This is a genomic window from Lelliottia sp. 7254-16, from assembly GCF_002922995.1.
Taxonomy (GTDB): domain Bacteria; phylum Pseudomonadota; class Gammaproteobacteria; order Enterobacterales; family Enterobacteriaceae; genus Enterobacter; species Enterobacter jeotgali.
In genome coordinates this window covers 314,892-335,456 of the sequence record NZ_PQVS01000001.1, presented here as the reverse complement: position 1 = coordinate 335,456, position 20,565 = coordinate 314,892, and the positions used below count along the sequence as shown (strand labels likewise).

Below are 20,565 nucleotides of genomic sequence, written 5' to 3'. Positions count from 1 at the left end.
TGACGCAAAAAAATCAGGGGCTTTGCTGCTAGTTTCCCCCGCGAAGTCTCCTGAACAGAACGAGGACAATAATGGACGTCAGCCGCAGAAAGTTTTTTAAAATCTGCGCGGGCGGTATGGCCGGAACAACAGCTGCTGCGTTGGGATTTATGCCCAAAATGGCGCTGGCTCAGTCGCGTAACTATAAACTGCTGCGCGCCAAAGAGATCCGCAACACCTGCACATACTGCTCCGTGGGATGCGGGCTATTAATGTATAGCCTGGGTGATGGCGCTAAGAACGCCAAAGAAGCGATTTATCATATTGAAGGGGACCCGGATCATCCGGTGAGCCGTGGGGCACTTTGCCCGAAAGGCGCAGGTCTGCTGGATTATGTCCACAGCGACAACCGCCTGCGTTACCCGGAATACCGTGCGCCAGGTTCTGATAAATGGCAGCGTATTTCCTGGGATGATGCGTTCAATCGCATCGCCAAATTAATGAAAGCTGACCGTGACGCCAACTTTGTCGAAAAGAACGAGCAGGGCGTTACCGTGAACCGCTGGCTTTCCACCGGGATGCTCTGCGCATCTGCGGCAAGTAATGAAACCGGTATGCTGACGCAAAAATTCGTGCGCTCACTCGGCATGCTGGCGGTAGACAACCAGGCGCGCGTCTGACACGGACCAACGGTAGCAAGTCTTGCTCCAACATTTGGTCGCGGTGCGATGACCAACCACTGGGTTGATATCAAAAACGCCAACGTTGTCGTCGTGATGGGCGGTAACGCCGCTGAAGCGCATCCGGTGGGATTCCGCTGGGCGATGGAAGCGAAAAACAATAACGATGCGACGCTGATCGTCGTCGATCCGCGCTTTACGCGTACAGCATCGGTAGCCGATATCTACGCGCCGATTCGTTCCGGTACGGACATTACGTTCCTGTCTGGCGTGCTGCTGTATCTGATTGAAAACAATAAAATCAACGACGAATACGTTAAACACTACACCAACGCTAATCTGCTGGTGCGGGACGATTTTGCCTTTGATGACGGACTTTTCAGCGGCTATGACGCAGAAAAACGTCAGTACGACAAATCCTCCTGGAACTATCAGTTTGATGAAAACGGCTTTGCGAAACGCGACGAAACCTTGACCGATCCGCGCTGCGTGTGGAACTTGCTCAAACAGCACGTTTCTCGCTATACGCCGGAGGTGGTGGAAAACATCTGCGGAACGCCAAAAGCTGACTTCCTGAAAGTGTGTGAAGTGCTGGCCTCGACCAGCGCAGCCGATCGTACGACGACGTTCCTGTATGCGCTGGGCTGGACGCAGCACACCGTCGGTGCGCAGAACATCCGTACTATGGCGATGATCCAGCTGCTGCTCGGCAATATGGGGATGGCAGGCGGCGGCGTGAACGCCCTGCGCGGACACTCCAACATTCAGGGTTTGACCGATCTGGGGCTGCTCTCCACCAGCCTGACCGGCTATCTGTCGCTGCCTTCTGAAAAGCAGGCGGATCTGCAAACGTATCTTGCGGCCAATACGCCAAAAGCGCTGCTTCCAGATCAGGTGAACTACTGGAGCAACTATCCGAAGTTCTTCGTTAGCCTGATGAAATCTTTCTACGGCGATGCCGCGCAGAAAGAGAACGACTGGGGCTTTGAGTGGTTGCCAAAATGGGACCAGGCCTACGACGTCATCAAGTATTTCAACATGATGGATAAGGGCAACGTCACGGGCTACATCTGCCAGGGCTTTAACCCGGTGGCTTCTTTCCCGGACAAAAACAAAGTCGTGCGCAGTCTGAGCAAGCTGAAGTACATGGTGGTTATCGATCCGCTGGTGACCGAAACCTCTAACTTCTGGCAGAACCACGGCGAGATGAACGATGTCGATACTGCGTCAATTCAAACCGAGGTCTTCCGCCTGCCATCGACCTGTTTTGCAGAAGAAGATGGCTCGATTGCTAACTCTGGCCGCTGGTTGCAGTGGCACTGGAAAGGCCAGGACGCTCCGGGCGAAGCGCGTAACGACGGCGAAATTCTGGCCGGTATTTATCATCGTCTGCGCGAAATGTATCGCTCCGAAGGCGGTAAGGGTGCAGAACCGCTGCTGAAAATGGGCTGGAGCTACAAACAGCCGGATCATCCGGAATCGGAAGAGGTAGCCAAAGAGAACAACGGCGTTGCGCTGGCGGATCTCTACGACCCGAATGGCAATTTGCTGGCGAAAAAAGGCCAGTTGTTGAATAGCTTTGCGCTGCTGCGTGATGACGGAACGACGGCGTCCTCCTGCTGGATTTACGCCGGGAGCTGGACTGAGCAGGGCAACCAGATGGCCAACCGCGATAACGCCGATCCGTCAGGATTAGGTAACACGCTGGGCTGGGCATGGGCGTGGCCGCTTAACCGTCGCGTGCTCTACAACCGCGCGTCGGCGGATATCAACGGCAAGCCGTGGGACCCGAAACGCAGTCTGATCGAGTGGAACGGCACGAAGTGGGCGGGGAACGATATCCCGGACTTCAACACCGCGCCGCCGGGCAGTAAAACCGGGCCGTTCATCATGCAGCCAGAAGGTCTGGGCCGTCTGTTCGCCCTCGACAAACTGGCGGAAGGTCCGTTCCCGGAACACTACGAGCCGATGGAAACGCCGCTGGGCACCAACCCGCTGCATCCGAACGTGGTCTCTAGCCCGGTGGTTCGCCTGTATGAAGACGATGCGCTGCGTTTAGGCAAGAAAGATAAGTTCCCGTACGTCGGGACCACCTATCGTCTGACCGAGCATTTCCACACCTGGACCAAACATGCGCGGCTCAACGCCATCGCGCAGCCGGAACAGTTTGTCGAAATCAGCGAAAACCTGGCGAAGTCGAAGGGCATTGCTAACGGCGACCGGGTGAAAGTGAGCAGTAAGCGCGGCTTTATTCGTGCGGTGGCGGTGGTAACGCGTCGTCTTCAGACGCTCAACGTCAACGGCCAGCAGGTAGAAACCGTCGGTATTCCGTTGCACTGGGGCTTTGAAGGGGTGGCGCAAAAAGGCTATCTCGCCAACACCCTGACGCCAAACGTCGGCGATTCCAACTCGCAAACGCCGGAATATAAAGCGTTTCTGGTCAACATCGAGAAAGCGTAAGGAGCGATTCAATGGCAATGGAAACACAAGACATTATCAAACGCTCCGCGACCAACGCCATGACTCCCGCACCTCGTGTGCGGGACTATAAGGCCGAAGTCGCCAAGCTGATTGATGTCTCTTCCTGTGTGGGCTGCAAAGCCTGCCAGGTGGCCTGTTCGGAGTGGAACGATATCCGCGACGAGGTTGGGCACTGCGTCGGGGTTTACGATAACCCGGCAGATCTTAGCGCTAAATCCTGGACGGTGATGCGCTTTAGCGAAACCGAGCAGAACGGCAAACTGGAGTGGTTGATCCGCAAAGACGGCTGCATGCATTGCGAAGATCCTGGCTGTCTGAAAGCGTGTCCCTCTGCGGGCGCGATTATTCAGTACGCCAACGGTATCGTCGATTTTCAGCAGGATAACTGTATCGGCTGCGGGTACTGCATCGCCGGGTGTCCGTTTAACGTTCCGCGTCTGAACAAAGACGATAACCGGGTATATAAATGCACGCTGTGCGTGGACCGCGTCAGCGTCGGGCAAGAACCTGCCTGCGTGAAAACCTGTCCGACCGGCGCGATTCATTTCGGTACCAAGAAAGAGATGCTTGAAGTGGCGCAGGAACGCGTCGATAAGCTCAAAGCGCGCGGGTACGACAACGCGGGGATTTATAACCCGCAGGGCGTTGGCGGCACGCACGTGATGTACGTTTTGCATCACAACAATCAGCCTGAGCTTTATCACAATCTGCCAAAAGATCCGGCCATTGATACCTCTATCAATCTGTGGAAAGGGGCGCTGAAACCGCTGTCAGCCGCCGGATTTATCGCCACCTTTGCCGGACTGATTTATCACTACATCGGTATCGGGCCGAACAAAGAGGTGGATGACGACGAGGAGGAGCATCATGAGTAAATCGAAGATGATTGTGCGCACGAAATTCGTCGACCGCGCCTGTCACTGGACGGTGGTCATTTGCTTCTTTCTGGTGGCGGTATCGGGGATTTCGTTCTTCTTCCCGACGCTGCAATGGCTGACTGAAACCTTCGGCACACCGCAGATGGGACGCATTCTGCATCCGTTCTTCGGCGTGCTAATTTTCGTGGTGCTGATGTTTATGTTCGTGCGCTTCGTGCATCACAACATCCCGGATAAGCAGGATATTCCGTGGGTGAAAGGGATTGTCGAAGTGCTGAAAGGCAACGAGCATAAAGTCGCCAAAGTTGGCAAGTACAATGCCGGACAGAAAATGATGTTCTGGACCATCATGAGCATGATTTTCGTGCTGCTGGTGACCGGGGTGATTATCTGGCGCCCGTACTTTGCCCACTATTTCCCGATACAGGTGATTCGTTACAGTTTGCTTATCCATGCGACCACGGCAATCATTCTGATCCACGCGATCCTTATCCATATGTATATGGCGTTCTGGGTGAAAGGGTCGATCAAAGGAATGATTGAAGGGAAAGTCAGCCGCCGCTGGGCACAAAAGCATCATCCGCGCTGGTATCGTGACGTCGAAAGACTGGAAGCGAAAAAAGAGAGCACGGAAGGGATCAAGTAAACCTCTGCGCCGTCGGCTTTGCCCGCCGGCGCTACGGGTTCGACCTTTCTGAAGGCCGGGTAAGGCGAAGCTGCCCCCCGGCGCTTTTAAAACCGTTCTGCAATATATCTGAACGGATAATCCGTCGGTTTGATTTTACCCACTCTCCGCTTCGGCAGTTTAACCGGTTCGACGGGCAGCGATTTGTAAGGGATCTGCGACAGCAGGTGAGAAATAACATTAAGCCTGACGCGTTTTTTGTCCTCGGAACGTGCAACAAACCACGGCGCCCAGGCGGTATCGGTGGCGGCAAACATCGCATCGCGTGCTTTGGTGTATTCATCCCACAGCTTGAAGGATTTGATATCCATCGGCGATAACTTCCAGGTTTTACGTCCATCGTCAATGCGGTCACGCAGGCGGCGTTCCTGCTCTTTGGGCGTCACTTCGAGCCAGTATTTGATCAGAATAATCCCCGCATCGACCATTGCTCGTTCCATCGTCGGGGTGCCATCGAGAAACTTTTGCACCTGTTCCGGCGTACAAAAGCCCATCACGCGCTCCACGCCCGCACGGTTGTACCAGCTGCGGTCAAAAATAACGATCTCCCCCGCAGAGGGTAAATGCGGCACGTAGCGCTGGAAATAGAGCTGACTTTTTTCTTTCTCAGTCGGCGCGGGCAGCGCAACAACCCGGAACACACGCGGGCTGACACGTTCGGTGATGGCTTTAATGGTGCCGCCTTTGCCTGCGCCGTCCCGACCTTCAAAGACAATGCAAACCTTAAGGCCTTTGGTGACCACCCATTGCTGTAATTTCACCAGTTCAACGTGGAGGCGACGCAGTTCCTTTTCGTACTCCTTCGTCTTCAGCGGTTTGCTAATAACTTTTTCCGCCACGGTTTTTACTTTCTTGATATTTCCCATAACAATCCTCTTCTGCTGGAGGGAGGGGTAACTCTTTGAAGTGTAATCGTGCTCGCAAAACCTCGCGGGAAATATTTACACGCAGGTGAGGGATCAGGTTACAATGCGGCCATGACTGTATAAATAAACAGGTGGTCGTAAAATGCTGACGTTGAAGGGTGAAAGAATTGGCCGTAACCAGTTCACGGGGGAAAAAATTGAAAACGGGACTTTTCAAAACTGTGATTTTTCCGGTGTCGATCTCACCGGCACGGAGTTTATCGGCTGTCAGTTTTACGATCGCGAAAGCCAGCAGGGCGGTAATTTTTCCAGAGCAATACTCAAAGACGCCATTTTCAAAAGCTGTGATTTAACGATGGCAGATTTCAGAAACGCCAGCGCGCTGGGGATCGAAATTCGCGAGTGTCGGGCGCAGGGCGCTGATTTTCGTGGCACCAGCTTTATGAATATGATCACCTCACGCACCTGGTTTTGCAGCGCGTACATCACCAAGAGCAACCTCAGCTACGCCAACTTTTCAAAAGTAGTGCTTGAGAAGTGCGAACTGTGGGAGAACCGCTGGAACGGTGCGCACATTCTCGGCGCAACGTTCAGTGGTTCCGATCTTTCCGGCGGCGAATTTTCATCGTTCGACTGGCGAGCGGCCAATGTCACGCATTGCGATCTGACCAATTCTGAACTGGGCGATCTGGACGTGCGCGGCGTAGATTTGCAGGGCGTTAAGCTCGACAGTTATCAGGTGGCGCAGATTATGGAACGACTGGGCGTAGCCATAATTGGGTAAACCTATTCACAACCCTACCCGAAATAATGGATTAACCTGTCAGAGCGCTAATTCGAACTGGCTCACCATACCAGTTTGTTCAATAATGGCTGTTGCAAATTTTTAACAAATGGCTGTGGTATGAAAAAAACCGTTTTTTCACTGGCGCTGGGCACTTTTGGCTTAGGGATGGCCGAGTTTGGCATCATGGGCGTGTTGACCGAGCTGGCGCAGGATACCGGCATTTCGATCCCATCCGCCGGGAGTATGATTTCGTACTACGCTTTTGGCGTGGTCATTGGCGCACCGATCATTGCGCTGTTTTCAAATAAGTTCTCGCTGAAAACGGTTTTGCTGTTCCTGGTGGCCCTGTGTGTGGCCGGAAACGCGCTATTTACCTTCTCAACCTCGTATTTCTGGCTGGCCATTGGGCGGCTGGTGTCAGGCTTCCCACACGGGGCATTTTTCGGCGTCGGGGCGATCATTCTGTCTAAAATCGCGCCGCCGGGCAAAGTCACGCTCGCCGTGTCGGGGATGATTGCCGGGATGACGGTCGCTAATCTGGTTGGCGTCCCACTGGGCACCTGGCTCGGCCACGAGTACAACTGGCGCTACACCTTTTTCCTGATTGCGGCATTTGATGCGCTGGTGATCCTCTCGGTCGTTCTGTGGGTGCCGAATCTTTACGATAAAACGGAAACCCGGCTCACGGAACAGTTTCACTTTTTGAAAAAGCCGGAACCTTGGCTGATCTTCGCCGCCACCATGTTCGGCAATGCCGGTGTGTTTGCGTGGTTCAGCTTTGTGAAGCCGTTTATGGTTAACGTTTCCGGGTTTTCGGCAGGGTTTATGACCATCATCATGATGCTGATGGGCCTCGGTATGGTGCTGGGGAATTTGCTCAGTGGCAAATTGTCGGGTCGCTACAGCCCGCTGCGTATTGCCGCGACCACCGATCTGGTGATTGTGCTGTCGCTACTGATGCTGTTTGCCTTTGGTGAAAACCCGTCGGCATCGCTGGTGATGGGCTTTATCTGCTGTGCGGGCTTGTTTGCGCTGTCTGCGCCGCTGCAAATCATGCTGCTGCAAAACGCGCAGGGCGGTGAACTGCTGGGTGCGGCAGGCGGGCAGGTGGCGTTTAACCTCGGGAGTGCTATCGGGGCGTATTTCGGCGGGATGATGATCACGCTCGGTTACAGCTGGAGCTACGTGACGCTACCGGCGGCGCTCCTCTCGTTCGCCGCGATGTCGTCGCTGCTGCTGTATGGCCGTCAAAAAGCCAAACGTGCTCAGGCTAGCGCCAGCGCGCTAGCCTGACGTCTGTCAAGGAAGGTACGGTTCGCCAAGGGTCAGCATGAGCCGGTTGGCCCAGGCGAAAAACGCCGCGGACTGTATCAGATCGAGCTGTTCTAGCGTGTCCAGCTCTTGCTTCTCCAGTTCCGCCAGATGCGCTGGCGTGATAGCCGGCGGCGTCACGGACAGCGCTGCAGCAAAATCAATTTCCGCCTGCCAGCGAGCTGATTGCCCCTCGCTTAACGATTGACCCGGACGCACCGCCAGCAGTGCTTCAACCGCGTTGTCATCCTTCGACAACTGGCTGGCTTTACGCGCATGGACAGATGCGCAGTAAATGCAGCCGTTTACTTTGCTGGTCACGGTTGCCGCCAGTTCACGCTCTGCTCTGGGCAGGCCGCCAGCCGTATAAAAAATCCCTTTATCGGTCAGCGTGCGCTGCTCCAGCACCGGCAAATTGCGCGCAAGCAGACGGAAATAATCAGACTCCGTATGGCCAAATTTGGCGAGAGTCGCCTGTTCATCGGCGTTAAATTCCGCCAGTGGTTTGGACGCCAGCCACGGCTCCCAGCCCAGCTCCTGCTGAGTAAACTGCACTGGCGCAGGTTTACCGCTTTTCGTCGTGGGCGTGGTGTGCCAAATTCCCGCCGCAACAGGCGTGTCGCTTGCGGCAACGGTTTTGTCATTGAGCAAACGGAGTCCGACGATGAGACGGCTCTGGAAACTGACGAACGCGATCAGCTGTGCCAGCGTCACGATCGCCTCTTTGCTCCAACCCGCCTGAGTCAGCGCGTTCAGCGCGCCAGGTGTGGCTTCGACGGGCGAGAAGGTGAGCAGACGGGCAAAAGTCAGCGCAGGCGTGAGCCGTGCTGATGTCGGGTCAGCCAGACCAAAACCGGCGTAGTGAGCGGCCAGCGCATCGGCGTTGTGCCATTTCGCAACTTTCGCGGCGACGGCCACACGTTCATCCAGCCCAAACGCGGCGTCCTGTTGGCTGAAGAGGGTTTCATAGCTGCCCTGTGCATGACGCGTCGCGGCGTCGCGGGTCGCGCGGACAGTAGCCAACGGTGAACCCGGCGCGATCCCGGCTAATTCGGCAACAATATCCTGACTTAAAGACATAGGGACTCCTTAAAGAATATGAGGGGCGATATGTTCTGCAATAAGCTCAATCGAACGTAAGGTGTCCCGATGGGACGGCTCAACGGAGTGGACCTGGAATGAAATATCCGTTGCTCGTCTGAGGACCGAATCCTGGGAAAGCGACGCCAGCACCGTTTGTGGCGTGCCGATATGGGCGTCGAACTGACGAATATAATCCGTGACACTGTCACCTAAAACGGCATGACCCGCTGCAACATGTGCCTGCGCCTGTCGGGTTAAACCCGGCGTTGCGACTTTCAGGGCGTACTCATCACTGTCGGCCACAAATGCTGTGCGAGAGGCCAAAATCCGCGGTGCAACGCCCGAGGGCAACGCATTGAGATAAGCGTCGACAATCGGGTTCTGAATCTGGTCGAGAGCGAGATCGAGCCGATCGGCCGGACGAGGCTGGGTACGGGACAACATCAGCCCGTGTCCGGCCTGCGCCGCACGCACTGCGCCCTCAACGGAAAACGTCGCGATCCATACGCGCTCCGCCAGCTGTGGCGCAGGCGGGTAAAGATGATTATCTGGATGGGTGAGCGAATCCCCGCGCCAGGCGCTCTGAATCAGATGCAAATGATCCGCAAATGCCGCGCCGCGCTGTTCAAAGGTCAGACCAAAAGGCAGAAACGAGGTCGGCGTGCCGCCGGAACCAAAACCGACTTCGAGACGCCCGTCGGCCAGCAAATCCAGCACCGCCGCATCTTCTGCCACGCGCAGCGGGTTCTCCATTGGCAGGGTGATAATTGCGGTACCCAGTCGAATTTTTTCCGTCTGCGCCGCAACGTGGGCGAGGAATACCAGCGGTGATGGCAGGCCGCCTTCCCGTTCATGGAAATGGTGCTGGGCAATCCAGGCCGTATCAAACCCAGAACGCTCGGCATGGCGGATCTGTTCTGTCGCCAGGTGATAGCGCTCTTTGGGCGGGGCATCATCCAGCAGGCGGGTAAAGAATCCCAGGCGTTTACGCGTCATGCGTATTCCTCCGTAACGGGTGAAAAATGGGGAATGGCGTCGATCAGCTCACGGGTGTAGCTGTTTTGCGGTGAGGAGAAAAGCGTTTCAACTGTGCCATGTTCAACCACCTGGCCGCTCTTAAGCACCGTCACGCTGTGCGCGATGCGACGAACGGTTGCCAGGTCGTGGGTAATAAACAGATAGGTCAGCCCCAACTGCTGCTGAAGCTGTTGCAACAGGGCAAGAATCTGAGCCTGGACTGTGACGTCCAGCGCAGAAGTCGCTTCATCGAGCACCAGAATCGTCGGTTCCAGAATGAGGGCGCGGGCGATGGCTACGCGCTGGCGCTGACCGCCGGAGAGTTCGCGCGCCGTGCGATTCAACAGTTCCAGCGGCAGGGCGACCCGCGTGGTGACGGCCTCGACGCGGGTTTTGCGTTCCGCTTTGGCAGCCTTGCCGAAGTTTTTTAACGGTTCTTCGATGATTTCAAACAGCGTCTGTCGTGGGTCGAGCGAAGCAAACGGGTTCTGATACACGAACTGAATTTTTTGCCGCAGCTGGCGGCGGGCCTCCACGCTAAGCTGCGTTGCATCGATATCATCAATGGTGACGCGCCCGCTGTCTGCCTGCTCGAATCCCAGCAAAATGCGGGCAAGCGTGGTTTTCCCCGATCCCGATTCGCCAACCAGTGCATGAGTGCTGCCGCGCTGTACGTCAAAACTGACGTTATCCAGCGCCTGCAAAGCGTGACCTTTGCTGAGCGAAAATTGTTTGCTGATGTTTTGCGCTCGAATGGCGGCGGATGCCAGCCGATGGCCTGATACCGGAGCGATGGTTAACCGCGAACCTTGCAAATCGTTCAGCAACTGACGGGTATAGGCGTGCTGCGGGGTACGCACCACGTCGGCGGTCGCGCCGTGCTCTTGCACTTCGCCGTGACGAAATACCAGTAAGCGATCGGCACGTTGTGCGGCGAGAGCCAGATCGTGCGTCACAAACAGCACCGCTGTGCCCGACTCGCGGCGCAGAATATCCAACAGATCGAGAATCCGTTTTTGCACCGTCACGTCCAGCGCGCTTGTCGGTTCATCGGCGATGATGAGATCCGGGCGCAGGGCGATGGCAATCGCGATCAGCACCCGCTGCTTCATTCCGCCGGAAAGCTGGTGCGGATACTGTTTCATGCGCTGTTCAGGGTGGCTCAGCCCGACTTTGGTCAGCAGGGCCAGCACCAGGCTTTCCTGCTCAGCAGAGGTGATTTTCTGGTGAATATGCAGGATTTCGCCCACCTGTGCGCCGATGGTTTTAACCGGATTCAGTGAGTTGCCGGGGTCCTGTGGCACAAGGCTGATACGCGCTCCGCGCAGGCTGTTGAGCCGTTTCGCCGACCACTGACCGATCTCTTCATCGTTGAGAACAATTTTGCCGCTATCACGACGGGCATTTTCCGCCAGCAGGCCAATAATCGCCTGCGCGGTGGTGGTTTTCCCGGAACCGGATTCGCCGACAAAAGCCAGCATTTCGCCGCGTTTCAGGGTGAAGCTGACGTTATGCACGACTTCGCGCCACTGGCGGCCAATGCGATAGCTTAAGGTCAGATTTTCAACGGATAGAACGGTCATGAGCGGCCTCCGTTTAACTGCTGGCTGATACGGTTGGTGGCAAGTACCACGGCGATCACCACGATGCCGGGGAAGGTAGTCAACCACCAGGCCGTCGAGAGATAGTTACGTCCTTCGGCGATCAGCAGACCCCATTCCGGAATCGGTGGCGGAGTGCCGTAACCGAGGAAACTGAGCGTTGAGAGGGCAAGAATGGCCTGACCAAACTGGAGCGTTGCGAAGGCGAGAACAGCAGTCAGAGAGTTCGGCAAAATGTGTCGCCACAGCACCGCCCAGAAGGTGCCGCCGCTGCCGTAGGCCGCTTCGACGTAATCCGCGTGACGAATGCGCACCACTTCCCCGCGCGCCAGGCGGGCAAAGCTGGCAATCGATGCCACACCGACGGCGATCGCGGCATTCACGGTGCCGAAACCGAGCAAAATGATTACTGTCAGGGAAAGTAACAGCGACGGAATCGACAGCAGGACATCGACCAGGCGCATTAGCACCGACTCCACGCGCCCGGCAAAAGCGCCCGCAATCACGCCGATTGCCGTCCCCACGAACAATCCCATCGCGACGGCTGCCAGCGCAGCACTCAGGGAATGCGATGCGCCATATACAATGCGTGCGTAAACGTCGCGACCCAACTGATCGGTTCCCAGCCAGTGTCCCGCTTGCGGAGCGAGCCGCTGTGCGCCTGCGATCCCATCAATCGGGCTGTACTGCGTGAGCAGGCCGGGGGCGAACGCGGCCAGGGCGGCAACAACAATCACACCCCACGCCAGCCATAAACCGGGCTGAATAGTGAGATATTGCAGAGCCGGAACGCGCTTTCGCGCAGCGGCCGCATAATCCACCAGACTCATGATGCACCTCCGGTGACGGGTTGCAGACGTGGATCAAACAGCGGCATCAACAGATCCACCAGCAGGTTAATCAGTACAAAACCGAGCGCCGAGATCATCACCACCGCCTGTAACACGGTGATGTCCTGATTGTTCACCGCCTGCTGCGTGAGCTGTCCCAGACCGCTGCGGCCAAAGACGGTTTCGGTAATCAGCGCCCCGGCGATCAGTTCACCGAGCAAAATGCCGGCGATATTCAGCACCGGCAGCAGGGCGTTACCCGTGACGTGACGCCACAAAACGCCGGTTTCACTCAGCCCTTTGGCACGTGCGACGGCGACAAACGGCTGGGCCGCAACCTGATCGAGACTGCGCATCAGGATTTGAGCCAGCGGGGCGGAGATCGGAATGGCGACGGTAACGATCGGCAGGATCAGCCCTTGCAGCGGCGACGGGTTAATCACTGGGATCAGCCGTAGCTGGAAGGAAAAAAGTTGAATCAGCGCGATGCCGAGCCAGAAGGTTGGCAGCGAAATGAACAGAACAGGTACCGACTGAAGAGCGTTGCTCATCCAGCGCAGCCCTGGCAAGCGCGCGGAAAACGCCAGCGCGAAGGCCAGCACCACCGCCAGGGCGAACGCGGGCAGGGCGAGGCTCAGGGTGTCGGGCAAATTGCTGGCGACAAGCTCGCTCACCGGTACGCCCGCCTGCAATGAAAAACCAAAATCGCCGCGCAGCATGGCAAACAGAGTATGGAAATACTGTTGCCAGAGCGGGCTGTCCGCACCGTAGGCGACACGCATCTCTTCTATTTGCGCCGGGCTTAGTCCCAAATCCGGGTTCTGAAATTTAATCAGCACCGCGTCGCCCGGCAGCACCTGAAGCAGCACGAAGGAGAGGGTAAATGCGGCCCACAGGACCAGCAGCCCCATCCCGGCCCGTCGCAGCAGATAATGGCTCATCATCGTCCCCTTAGTGTTTTTCGATCCACGCGCCGTAGAACGACGGACGACCTACCGCTTCGAAGTTGACACCCTTCAACCACGGCGCACCGGCGAAGACCTGCGGCTCTTCAAAAATGGGGATCACATAAGCGTTATCCAGCAAATAGCGCTGGGCATCGCCCGTTAACTGAAGGCGTTTTTGCGCATCAACTTCAGCGGAGATGTTCACCAGTAGTTCGTTGAGTTTGTCGTCGCGGAAGTTTTTCACTTTGTCGCTGGAGCCGCCTTTTTGCAGCAGCGCATCGCGGTTAGCCGGGTAGAACATACTTTTCACCACGTCTGGATCGGCGCGTCCCACTTCTGACACGGTGAGCGGCGTTTTCAACGGATCGAGATTATCCAGCGTGCGGCTGCCCGCATCGCCGGCTTTGACGCTCAGCGCCACGCCGACCTGTCGCCACTGCTGGGCCACCAGTTGCAGCACCTCTTTGTTTTGCGGCTGCGGCAGCGATTCATAAACGGTCAGCGCCAGTCGTTGTCCGTCTTTAGCTCGAATACCGTCGCCACCGGCTTTCCAGCCTGCATCGTCCAGCAGGGCGTTAGCTTTCGCTGCGTCGAAGGTCAGCTTGTCGCTAAGGTCAACAAACCCGGCGGCGGAGCCGGCAATCACCGATTTGGCCTGCGGATAGTTTGGCGAGAAGAGAGTTTCTACCACCTGTTTTGCATTGGTGGCGTGGAGCAGCGCCTGACGCACGCGGATATCTGACACCAGCGGGTTATCCGGGCGGAAGCTGATGCTGTCATTCACGCCGCGCGTTGGGGCGGCATAAATTTTATAGCCCTGATCGGTGGCCTGTTTCTCATCGTAGGCCTGAACCTGACGGATAAAATCAGCCTGACCTGCCAGCAGCGCACCGACGCGCACGCTATCTTCCGGCGTAACGATGAATTTGATGCCGTCGAGATTCGCCGGGCCTTGCTGCGCGAGATTTTTCGGTCCCCACTGGTACGCTTTGCGCGCTTCGAGCGTCACTTCACGACCGAGTTTTTCGTCTGTTACGACAAACGGACCTGAGCCAATGATATGGCGTGCGTCGCCCAGTTCTTCGAAGTTACGCTTCAGGGTGCTTAATGAAACCAGTCCGGAACCGATGGTGGCCGTCCCTTGCAGGAAGCCCGGTGACGGTTTTTTGAAGTAAAACTTCACGGTGTGTGCATCGACCACTTCGCTACGATCGTAGTTGTTGATCACTTCCGAGACCGGGAGGCGTTGCGCTTTGTTGCCTAATCCGTAGGTGTCAAAGTTTTTAGCCACCGCACTGGCATCCAGCGGGGTGCCGTCAGAGAAGGTCACCCCGGGACGAATTTTAAAAGTGTATTCAGTTTTGTCGGCGTTGGTGGACCAGCTTTCGGCGATCCACGGCTCAACTTCCAGCGTTTTCGGGTTCTGCCAGGTGAGCTTGTCGGTGACCTGATTCAGAATGCCGCCGTTTGGATAAAACCCACCCGCCGGGGGATAAAGATTGGTGTGCGCCTGTTGTTCCAGATAGACAAGCGTCCCGCCTTTAACCGGCGTATCAGCGGCGTGCGCGGCGGTCCCCGCGATGATCAGCGCCGTCAGCAGCGGCAGGCGAAAAGGGGTTTGCATGGTGAATTCCTTTGTAATCTTTGTTTTAGCGTCGGATTCATCATCGTGCGCGGCTGAAAACAAGGGAACAAAGGAATTGAGATAAGGATTGCCGGAAATCGGGAATATAGAAAAACCGCTCCCGGTCAGGAGCGGCGGGGGTTACTAAACAAACTTCGCCAGCGGATCGGCGGCGGCAAAGGCCACTGCGCGGTCGGCGGCTGGTGGGTAGATCAGCTCATTGGTAATCGCAATTTTGAGTTTTTTCGCCTCTTCACGCACCAGTTTCACTTCTTGTTCCCATCCCTCGGTGTACACCGCGCCCCAGGCACCCAAATCCAGACAGGTGACATAATTCACCTGACGATACGGGTATGGCTCGACGTTCAGCAGGCTGGCGGCGGCGTTGTGTCCGGCAAATTTGCCGAGCTGGATCGCATGCTGACAGGTCATCAGCGCAGTGTTGCCGACATCATCCGTTCTCGCATGGGCTGTGTCGCCAGTCGCGAAGACGTCCGGGTGCGCGGGGATCTGCAGCAGCTCGTTGACACGCAGGCGTGCCTGAGCATCACGTTCGCCATCAATTTGCGTGGTCAATGGATGGGCTTCAACGCCCGCGGTCCAGACCACGGTGGATGATTCAATGCGATCGCCATTTTTCAGGGTCACACCGGCCGCGTCGACAGACTCGATTTCACTGTTTAAGCGCCATTCCACGCCGAGTTCTTGGCTTGCATCCGCAATCACATCGCGCAGGGCTTCGCTGTAACGACCACCGATTGTTGCGCCACGCTCAACTACGATAACTTTAGTCTGCGTATCCTCACCAAAACGAGCGCGCAGACGGGCGGGTAATTCGGTCGCCAGTTCGATGCCGGTAAAGCCGCCGCCGCAAACCACCACCGTGTTACGGGCAGGAGTGGATGGCTGATGAACCAGCGCATCGAGGTGTTTTTCGAACACCTGTGCGGATTCGAGTTGGTCGATGTCAAACGCAAATTCAGACAGACCGGCTACCGGAGGGCGCTTAGTCTGACTGCCTGTGGCGAGAACCAGACGATCGTAAGTAGCGAGGGTGGTTTTGCCGTGGCTGTCGCGATACCAGACTGCTTTCTCTTTAGTATCAATGCGTTCAGCGCTGCCCTGAATATACTCAATGCCCAATTCGGCAAAGAGATCCGTCAGCGGAGCCACCAGGCCTGCCACTTTTTCTTCATAGAAACGCGGGCGAACGCGCAGCTCGGGTTGCGGAGCCAGCACGCTAATACGCAGATCGCTGCTCTCGTTCAGTTCCGCCAGACGCGCCGCGCTCACCGCTGCCCACATACCGGAAAAACCACTGCCCACAATTAAAATATGCTTCTTCATCTTCGATCCTTTTGCTCATCAGGCTTTGTGTCTGACCTGACTGCAACTATACTTGTCGGAGTTAACTGCGACAACTTTTTTCTGAGTTAGAATGATAAAAAATGAAAAGTACCGTAAAAATAGCAGGTTAGGTAACAGGTGATTTACAGGCTGTTTTTTCGCTCGCGAACACAGCTATAATAACCACGAATAATGAGAGCGGAGTTAATCATGGCCTTTTACAGTTCCGGTGTGGAATACGCCATTCATAGTCTGATGTGCATGGTGGATGCCAAAGGGAACGAACGGGATTTAAGCGTCAGGGAGATGGCGGACCTGCAGGGTGTGCCTTACGACTATCTGGGCAAAATCTTTACTCGTCTGTCGCGTGCGGGACTGGTGAACAGTTCAGAAGGTAAGGGCGGTGGCTTTAAGCTCGCGCGTCCGGCGGAACTCATCACGGTGCTCGATGTGGCTCATGCCATCGATGGCGAAAAGAATATGTTTGAGTGCCGGGAAGTGCGTCAGCGTCTGGCGGTATTTGACGAAACACCACCTGCATGGGTGTGCGACGGGCCGTGCGGCGTGCGTTCGGTAATGGACAGCGCCCAGCAGCGGATGGAGGAAGAACTGGCGCGCCACACCATTCTCGATCTGGCGCGCAAAATGTATCGAAAAGCACCTGATACATTCCTGATTGAAGTGCAGGACTGGATTACGGATCGCCGCAGCCCGTCCTGAATCCGTTAAGAACGGAAATCAATCACCATACGGCCACGGATTTGGCCTTGTTCCATCTCTTTGAAAATCGCGTTGATGTCGCCCAGTGGACGCATTGTCACTTTCGGCACCACTTTGCCTTCGGCGGCAAACTGGAAGGCTTCGATCAGATCCTGACGGGTTCCGACCAGTGAACCGACTACCTGAATACCATCCAGCACCAGACGCGGAATATCCAGGCTCATGGCTTCTGGCGGCAGACCGACAGCCACCACGCGGCCACCGGCGCGCACTGCGTCGACCGCAGAGTTAAACGCCGCTTTCGCGACAGCCGTCACCACGGCGGAGTGTGCGCCGCCGGTTTTTTCCTGAATCACTTTCGCCGCATCTTCATTACGGGAGTTGATCGTCAGATCGGCACCCATTTCAGCAGCCAGTTTCAATTGTTCGTCGTTAACATCCACGGCGATCACTTTGGCATTGAAAACGTTTTTCGCGTATTGCAGCGCCAGGTTGCCGAGCCCACCCAGACCGTAAATCGCAATCCACTGGCCCGGTTTAATGTGGGAAATTTTCACCGCTTTATAGGTGGTCACACCCGCGCAGGTGATGCTGCTGGCCGCTGCGGATTCCAGTCCGTCCGGTACTTTTACCGCGTAATCGGCGGTGACGATGCACTCTTCAGCCATCCCGCCATCAACGGAATAACCGGCATTTTTTACGTCACGACATAACGTTTCGTTACCGGAGTTACAGTATTCACAGTGGCCGCAGCCCTGGAAGAACCACGCGACGCTTGCGCGATCGCCCACTTTCAGCGAGGTAACACCTGGGCCGATTTGTTTGACAATGCCAATCCCTTCATGGCCGAGGATCACCCCGGTTTTATCGCCAAAATCGCCATTTTTTACGTGAAGGTCAGTGTGGCAAACGCCGCAGCATTCCATCTTCAGCAACGCTTCGCCGTGTTGCAGCGCGCGCAGGGTTTTATCAGTGACGTCAACGTGATGATCTTGAGTTACGACAGCAGCCTTCATATGTTTCTCCATGTTCATTTTCAGTATCTGCATAGCGTGCAAGAAAAATGAGAATCGTTCTTACTCCCTAAGGATTGATGCTTTGCCGGTTTTATACAAGGGCGGGGCAACATAATGTAATAATTTCGTTGTCTTTCAGGCGATTAAAGCATCAATAAACCATTCAACCCCTGAATAAATGGGGGGAGGAAAACTGCCAAAAAAACGTCATGGTTCTGTCATGTGTAAAACGTAACGTGTTGTCTTCCCAATAACCGAAGAGTTAAAAGACATGCAGCTGTTCAAAACATTACTTGCCGTTAGCGTTCTCCTTTCCGCCTCTGCGCAAGCGCAAAATATCCTGGAATTCCCACAGCCGGAAAACAATCCGGAAGAGTTTTATGCGGTCACCGAAATCCCGGCGGGCGGCATTATCAAATACGAAACCGACGCTAAAACCGGGTTTATCATCGCTGATCGTTTTCAGTCGATGCCGGTGGCTTACCCGGCTAACTACGGCTCGCTGACGCAATCCCTCGCGGGCGATGGCGACCCGCTGGACGTGATTTTCTACACCCGAGCACCGATGGCTCCGGGGACGCTTATCAAACTGCGCGCCATAGGCGTGCTGAAAATGGTGGATGGCGGGGAGAAGGACGACAAAATTGTGGCCGTCCCGGCGAGCAAGATCGACCCGACGTATGACGACATTAAAGAGCTAAGCGATCTGCCTAAAATTGAGGTGCAGCGCCTGGAGTCGTTCTTCCGCGTCTACAAAGAACTGCCAGAAGGGCGCAAAAAGGTGGAGCTGAGCGGGTTTAACGATGCCGCCACCGCGAAGCAAGAAATTAAACAGGCGTGGGACGCCTGGAAAGAGAAAAAACCGCAATAATAGCTGGCCCGGCGGGGACACCGCCGGGCTCAGGTTTTACAGTTGTGCTTCTATGCGCTCTATCTCCTGACGCCACTGCACCTGTAGTTGCGGTTTTTGATGCTTAGGCTTACGCGCCAAATCCTCTGCCAACAGCGTTTCCAGTGCCACCAGTTTTTCGAGAAGGTCGTCAAACTCCGTCGGCGCTGATGTAGTCGAGATGGCTGGCATCGCAGGTGTCGTTAATCCTCCGCTTTCCCGCAGACGCTCAAACACGGCATCGGCGTCGTGCCATTCGCTGAGCTTGCCGTCCTCAATCAGCCAGAACCGATTACAGCTCTGATGGATAAGCTGCCTGTCGTGACTCACCAGCAGAACGCCGCCTTCGAACTGTTGCAGCGTTTCGGCCAGCGCCTCTTTGCCTTCCATATCCAGATGGTTGGTCGGTTCATCAAGCATCAGCAGGCTATAGCGTGCCAGCGTTAGCCCGATAAACAGCAGGCGCGAACGCTCGCCGCCGCTCAGAGTGCTGACTTTCTGCCCGTGACGCACCCACGGGAATCCGGCGCTGATAAGCGACATTTTGCGCACCTGCGGGTCCGGCGCAAACGCTTCGAGCGCATCCAGCAGCGATGCGTCGTCCGGTAGCTGGTGCAACGTCTGGTCGTAATAACCCAGCGTCAGACGGGGATGGATTTTAAGTTCATCCGTCGACTGTTCCGCGACAAACTGCTGCCAGATAAGCTTCATCAGCGAGGATTTCCCGCAGCCATTGCGCCCGACAATCGCCACGCGATCGCCGCTTTTGAGCCGTGCGATATCCACGTCAAACAGCGCCGGGAGACCCGGTGCTGGCGGGACGTAAAGAGAGGCCATTTCCAACAAACGGTCGGCCCGCAGTGCGTCGCCGCGCAGAGTGAGTGTCCACGGGCTGCCCGCCGTGAGATCGGTCTGACTCTCCTTCAGGCGCTCGACCTGTTTTTCCATCTGTTTGGCTTTGCGGGCGAGATCTTCGTTGTCGTAGACCTTGCCCCAGGTCGCCAGCCGTTTGGCGCTCGCCGCCACACGGTCGATCTCCTTTTGTTCAGCTTTGTATCTCAGCGCATCGCTTTCATCTTTTGCCGCCAGCGCCTGACGCGCAGCCGAGCAAGGAAGGGCGAAGCTGTGCAGGGTTTTGTCGCGTAAAATCCAGCTGCCGTTGGTCACGGCATCCAGTAGCTGGCGGTCGTGCGAGACCAGCACAAAACTCCCGGACCAGTTCTGTAAAAACTGCTCCAGCCACAGCATGGTCGGCAGATCGAGGTGGTTGCTCGGCTCATCCAGTAACAGCAGATCGGGATCGCTGATTAACGCACGTGCCAGCAGCAGCCGCGTGTGTTGTCCGCCGCTCAACGTTGCCGATTGCAACGCCATATCCTGGGGAGTGAAACCCATTCCGGCGAGCAGTGTTTCGGCCCGCCAGCGCAGGCTGTCGCGTTCAGCGGCGGGGAGTTGTGCCAGCACGGCGTCGAGCATCGACAGGGGATAAATCGATTCCGGCAGATGCTGTTCCACACGCGCCATCAGGCAGTATCCGGCAAGTGCAACCGTGCCGATGGACGGGGTTTCGGTACCGTCGAGGATCTTCAGGAGGGTACTTTTGCCGCAGCCGTTATCGCCCAGCAGACCAATGCGGTCGCCTTTTTTCAGGGTAAAGGAGAGCGAGTCGAAGAGGGTGTTAAACGCCGTTTCAACGCGTAAAGATTGTGCAGTTAGTAATGTGCTCATTGTTGCTTACTCAAGTATTACAGGCATGGAAATGCCTCGTCAAACATCGCTGACGATAACTCAGTAAGCCCGAGAGAAGGGATTTGGTAGGTTGGT

17 protein-coding genes are annotated in these 20,565 nt (G+C 56.1%); 7 read left to right on the top strand and 10 right to left on the bottom strand.

The features are described from left to right. Nucleotides 1-71: 71 nt before the first annotated feature. The 3 genes from fdnG to fdnI are packed head-to-tail and all read left to right on the top strand — an operon-like array spanning nt 72 to nt 4,664. Nucleotides 72-3,119, top strand: coding sequence for a formate dehydrogenase-N subunit alpha (gene fdnG / locus C3708_RS01610; RefSeq protein WP_103972657.1), 3,048 nt, complete (start codon nt 72-74; stop codon nt 3,117-3,119). Between the two features lie 11 nt (nt 3,120-3,130). Continuing rightward, nucleotides 3,131-4,015, top strand: coding sequence for a formate dehydrogenase subunit beta (gene fdxH / locus C3708_RS01605; RefSeq protein WP_103946243.1), 885 nt, complete (start codon nt 3,131-3,133; stop codon nt 4,013-4,015). Then, the gene (gene fdnI, locus C3708_RS01600; protein WP_095282062.1) at nt 4,008-4,664 is read left to right on the top strand and encodes a formate dehydrogenase-N subunit gamma; all 657 of its coding nucleotides are present in this window, start codon (nt 4,008-4,010) and stop codon (nt 4,662-4,664) included. Before fdxH ends, fdnI begins: the two co-directional genes overlap by 8 nt. 86 nt (nt 4,665-4,750) lie before the next feature. Here the strand turns inward: fdnI and ppk2 are convergent, their stop codons facing one another. Next, nucleotides 4,751-5,569, bottom strand: a complete 819-nt coding sequence (ppk2, locus tag C3708_RS01595; protein WP_095282061.1) for a polyphosphate kinase 2 — start codon at nt 5,567-5,569, stop codon at nt 4,751-4,753. A gap of 142 nt (nt 5,570-5,711) precedes the next feature. Between ppk2 and C3708_RS01590 the strand changes: the two genes are divergently transcribed. Both C3708_RS01590 and araJ read left to right on the top strand, forming a co-directional pair. Beyond that, nucleotides 5,712-6,353 (top strand): Qnr family pentapeptide repeat protein, encoded by a 642-nt coding sequence (locus tag C3708_RS01590; protein ID WP_095282060.1) that lies wholly within the window; start codon nt 5,712-5,714, stop codon nt 6,351-6,353. A gap of 120 nt (nt 6,354-6,473) precedes the next feature. Then, on the top strand, nt 6,474-7,649 hold the full coding sequence (gene araJ, locus C3708_RS01585) for an MFS transporter AraJ (protein ID WP_103948941.1): 1,176 nt from the start codon (nt 6,474-6,476) through the stop codon (nt 7,647-7,649). Nucleotides 7,650-7,655: 6 nt separating this feature from the next. Here the strand turns inward: araJ and C3708_RS01580 are convergent, their stop codons facing one another. From C3708_RS01580 to C3708_RS01550, 7 genes are all read right to left on the bottom strand, one after another. After that, the gene (locus tag C3708_RS01580) at nt 7,656-8,747 is read right to left on the bottom strand and encodes an alkylhydroperoxidase domain protein (protein ID WP_103948942.1); all 1,092 of its coding nucleotides are present in this window, start codon (nt 8,745-8,747) and stop codon (nt 7,656-7,658) included. A gap of 9 nt (nt 8,748-8,756) precedes the next feature. Beyond that, nucleotides 8,757-9,746 carry a putative FMN-dependent luciferase-like monooxygenase gene (locus C3708_RS01575; RefSeq protein WP_103948943.1) on the bottom strand — a complete coding sequence of 330 codons (990 nt, stop codon included), beginning with the start codon at nt 9,744-9,746 and terminating at the stop codon, nt 8,757-8,759. Next, nucleotides 9,743-11,350, bottom strand: coding sequence for an ABC transporter ATP-binding protein (locus C3708_RS01570; protein ID WP_103948944.1), 1,608 nt, complete (start codon nt 11,348-11,350; stop codon nt 9,743-9,745). Before C3708_RS01570 ends, C3708_RS01575 begins: the two co-directional genes overlap by 4 nt. Further along, the gene (locus C3708_RS01565) at nt 11,347-12,198 is read right to left on the bottom strand and encodes an ABC transporter permease (protein ID WP_103948945.1); all 852 of its coding nucleotides are present in this window, start codon (nt 12,196-12,198) and stop codon (nt 11,347-11,349) included. The genes C3708_RS01570 and C3708_RS01565 overlap by 4 nt, the downstream gene beginning before the upstream one ends. Next, the gene (locus tag C3708_RS01560; RefSeq protein WP_103948946.1) at nt 12,195-13,139 is read right to left on the bottom strand and encodes an ABC transporter permease; all 945 of its coding nucleotides are present in this window, start codon (nt 13,137-13,139) and stop codon (nt 12,195-12,197) included. The genes C3708_RS01565 and C3708_RS01560 overlap by 4 nt, the downstream gene beginning before the upstream one ends. A 10-nt stretch (nt 13,140-13,149) precedes the next feature. Next, nucleotides 13,150-14,769 (bottom strand): TIGR04028 family ABC transporter substrate-binding protein, encoded by a 1,620-nt coding sequence (locus C3708_RS01555; protein ID WP_103948947.1) that lies wholly within the window; start codon nt 14,767-14,769, stop codon nt 13,150-13,152. Nucleotides 14,770-14,913: 144 nt separating this feature from the next. Further along, nucleotides 14,914-16,116: an NAD(P)/FAD-dependent oxidoreductase gene (locus tag C3708_RS01550; protein ID WP_103948948.1), complete on the bottom strand. Its 1,203-nt coding sequence runs from the start codon at nt 16,114-16,116 to the stop codon at nt 14,914-14,916. Between the two features lie 210 nt (nt 16,117-16,326). On the opposite strand from C3708_RS01550, the gene C3708_RS01545 reads away from it, so the two are divergent. Beyond that, nucleotides 16,327-16,836, top strand: a complete 510-nt coding sequence (locus tag C3708_RS01545; RefSeq protein ID WP_103946252.1) for an Rrf2 family transcriptional regulator — start codon at nt 16,327-16,329, stop codon at nt 16,834-16,836. Nucleotides 16,837-16,841: 5 nt separating this feature from the next. Here C3708_RS01545 and adhP read toward each other — a convergent pair whose 3' ends face one another. After that, entirely contained in the window at nt 16,842-17,852 is a 1,011-nt protein-coding gene (gene adhP / locus C3708_RS01540; RefSeq protein ID WP_095282050.1) for an alcohol dehydrogenase AdhP, read from the bottom strand. A 271-nt stretch (nt 17,853-18,123) separates the two neighbouring features. On the opposite strand from adhP, the gene C3708_RS01535 reads away from it, so the two are divergent. After that, nucleotides 18,124-18,723, top strand: a complete 600-nt coding sequence (locus tag C3708_RS01535) for an inorganic diphosphatase (RefSeq protein WP_095282049.1) — start codon at nt 18,124-18,126, stop codon at nt 18,721-18,723. 36 nt (nt 18,724-18,759) lie between these two features. Here C3708_RS01535 and C3708_RS01530 read toward each other — a convergent pair whose 3' ends face one another. Continuing rightward, entirely contained in the window at nt 18,760-20,469 is a 1,710-nt protein-coding gene (locus tag C3708_RS01530; protein ID WP_103948949.1) for an ABC-F family ATP-binding cassette domain-containing protein, read from the bottom strand. Nucleotides 20,470-20,565: the final 96 nt, after the last annotated feature.

What these genes read in the sequence shown, in the direction of transcription:
- fdxH (WP_103946243.1), top strand. Translation starts at nt 3,131, where the DNA reads ATGGCAATGGAAACACAAGACATTATCAAACGCTCCGCGACCAACGCC.
- fdnI (WP_095282062.1), top strand. Translation starts at nt 4,008, where the DNA reads ATGAGTAAATCGAAGATGATTGTGCGCACGAAATTCGTCGACCGCGCC.
- ppk2 (WP_095282061.1), bottom strand. Translation starts at nt 5,569, where the DNA reads ATGGGAAATATCAAGAAAGTAAAAACCGTGGCGGAAAAAGTTATTAGC.
- C3708_RS01590 (WP_095282060.1), top strand. Translation starts at nt 5,712, where the DNA reads ATGCTGACGTTGAAGGGTGAAAGAATTGGCCGTAACCAGTTCACGGGG.
- araJ (WP_103948941.1), top strand. Translation starts at nt 6,474, where the DNA reads ATGAAAAAAACCGTTTTTTCACTGGCGCTGGGCACTTTTGGCTTAGGG.
- C3708_RS01580 (WP_103948942.1), bottom strand. Translation starts at nt 8,747, where the DNA reads ATGTCTTTAAGTCAGGATATTGTTGCCGAATTAGCCGGGATCGCGCCG.
- C3708_RS01575 (WP_103948943.1), bottom strand. Translation starts at nt 9,746, where the DNA reads ATGACGCGTAAACGCCTGGGATTCTTTACCCGCCTGCTGGATGATGCC.
- C3708_RS01570 (WP_103948944.1), bottom strand. Translation starts at nt 11,350, where the DNA reads ATGACCGTTCTATCCGTTGAAAATCTGACCTTAAGCTATCGCATTGGC.
- C3708_RS01565 (WP_103948945.1), bottom strand. Translation starts at nt 12,198, where the DNA reads ATGAGTCTGGTGGATTATGCGGCCGCTGCGCGAAAGCGCGTTCCGGCT.
- C3708_RS01560 (WP_103948946.1), bottom strand. Translation starts at nt 13,139, where the DNA reads ATGAGCCATTATCTGCTGCGACGGGCCGGGATGGGGCTGCTGGTCCTG.
- C3708_RS01555 (WP_103948947.1), bottom strand. Translation starts at nt 14,769, where the DNA reads ATGCAAACCCCTTTTCGCCTGCCGCTGCTGACGGCGCTGATCATCGCG.
- C3708_RS01550 (WP_103948948.1), bottom strand. Translation starts at nt 16,116, where the DNA reads ATGAAGAAGCATATTTTAATTGTGGGCAGTGGTTTTTCCGGTATGTGG.
- C3708_RS01545 (WP_103946252.1), top strand. Translation starts at nt 16,327, where the DNA reads ATGGCCTTTTACAGTTCCGGTGTGGAATACGCCATTCATAGTCTGATG.
- adhP (WP_095282050.1), bottom strand. Translation starts at nt 17,852, where the DNA reads ATGAAGGCTGCTGTCGTAACTCAAGATCATCACGTTGACGTCACTGAT.
- C3708_RS01535 (WP_095282049.1), top strand. Translation starts at nt 18,124, where the DNA reads ATGCAGCTGTTCAAAACATTACTTGCCGTTAGCGTTCTCCTTTCCGCC.
- C3708_RS01530 (WP_103948949.1), bottom strand. Translation starts at nt 20,469, where the DNA reads ATGAGCACATTACTAACTGCACAATCTTTACGCGTTGAAACGGCGTTT.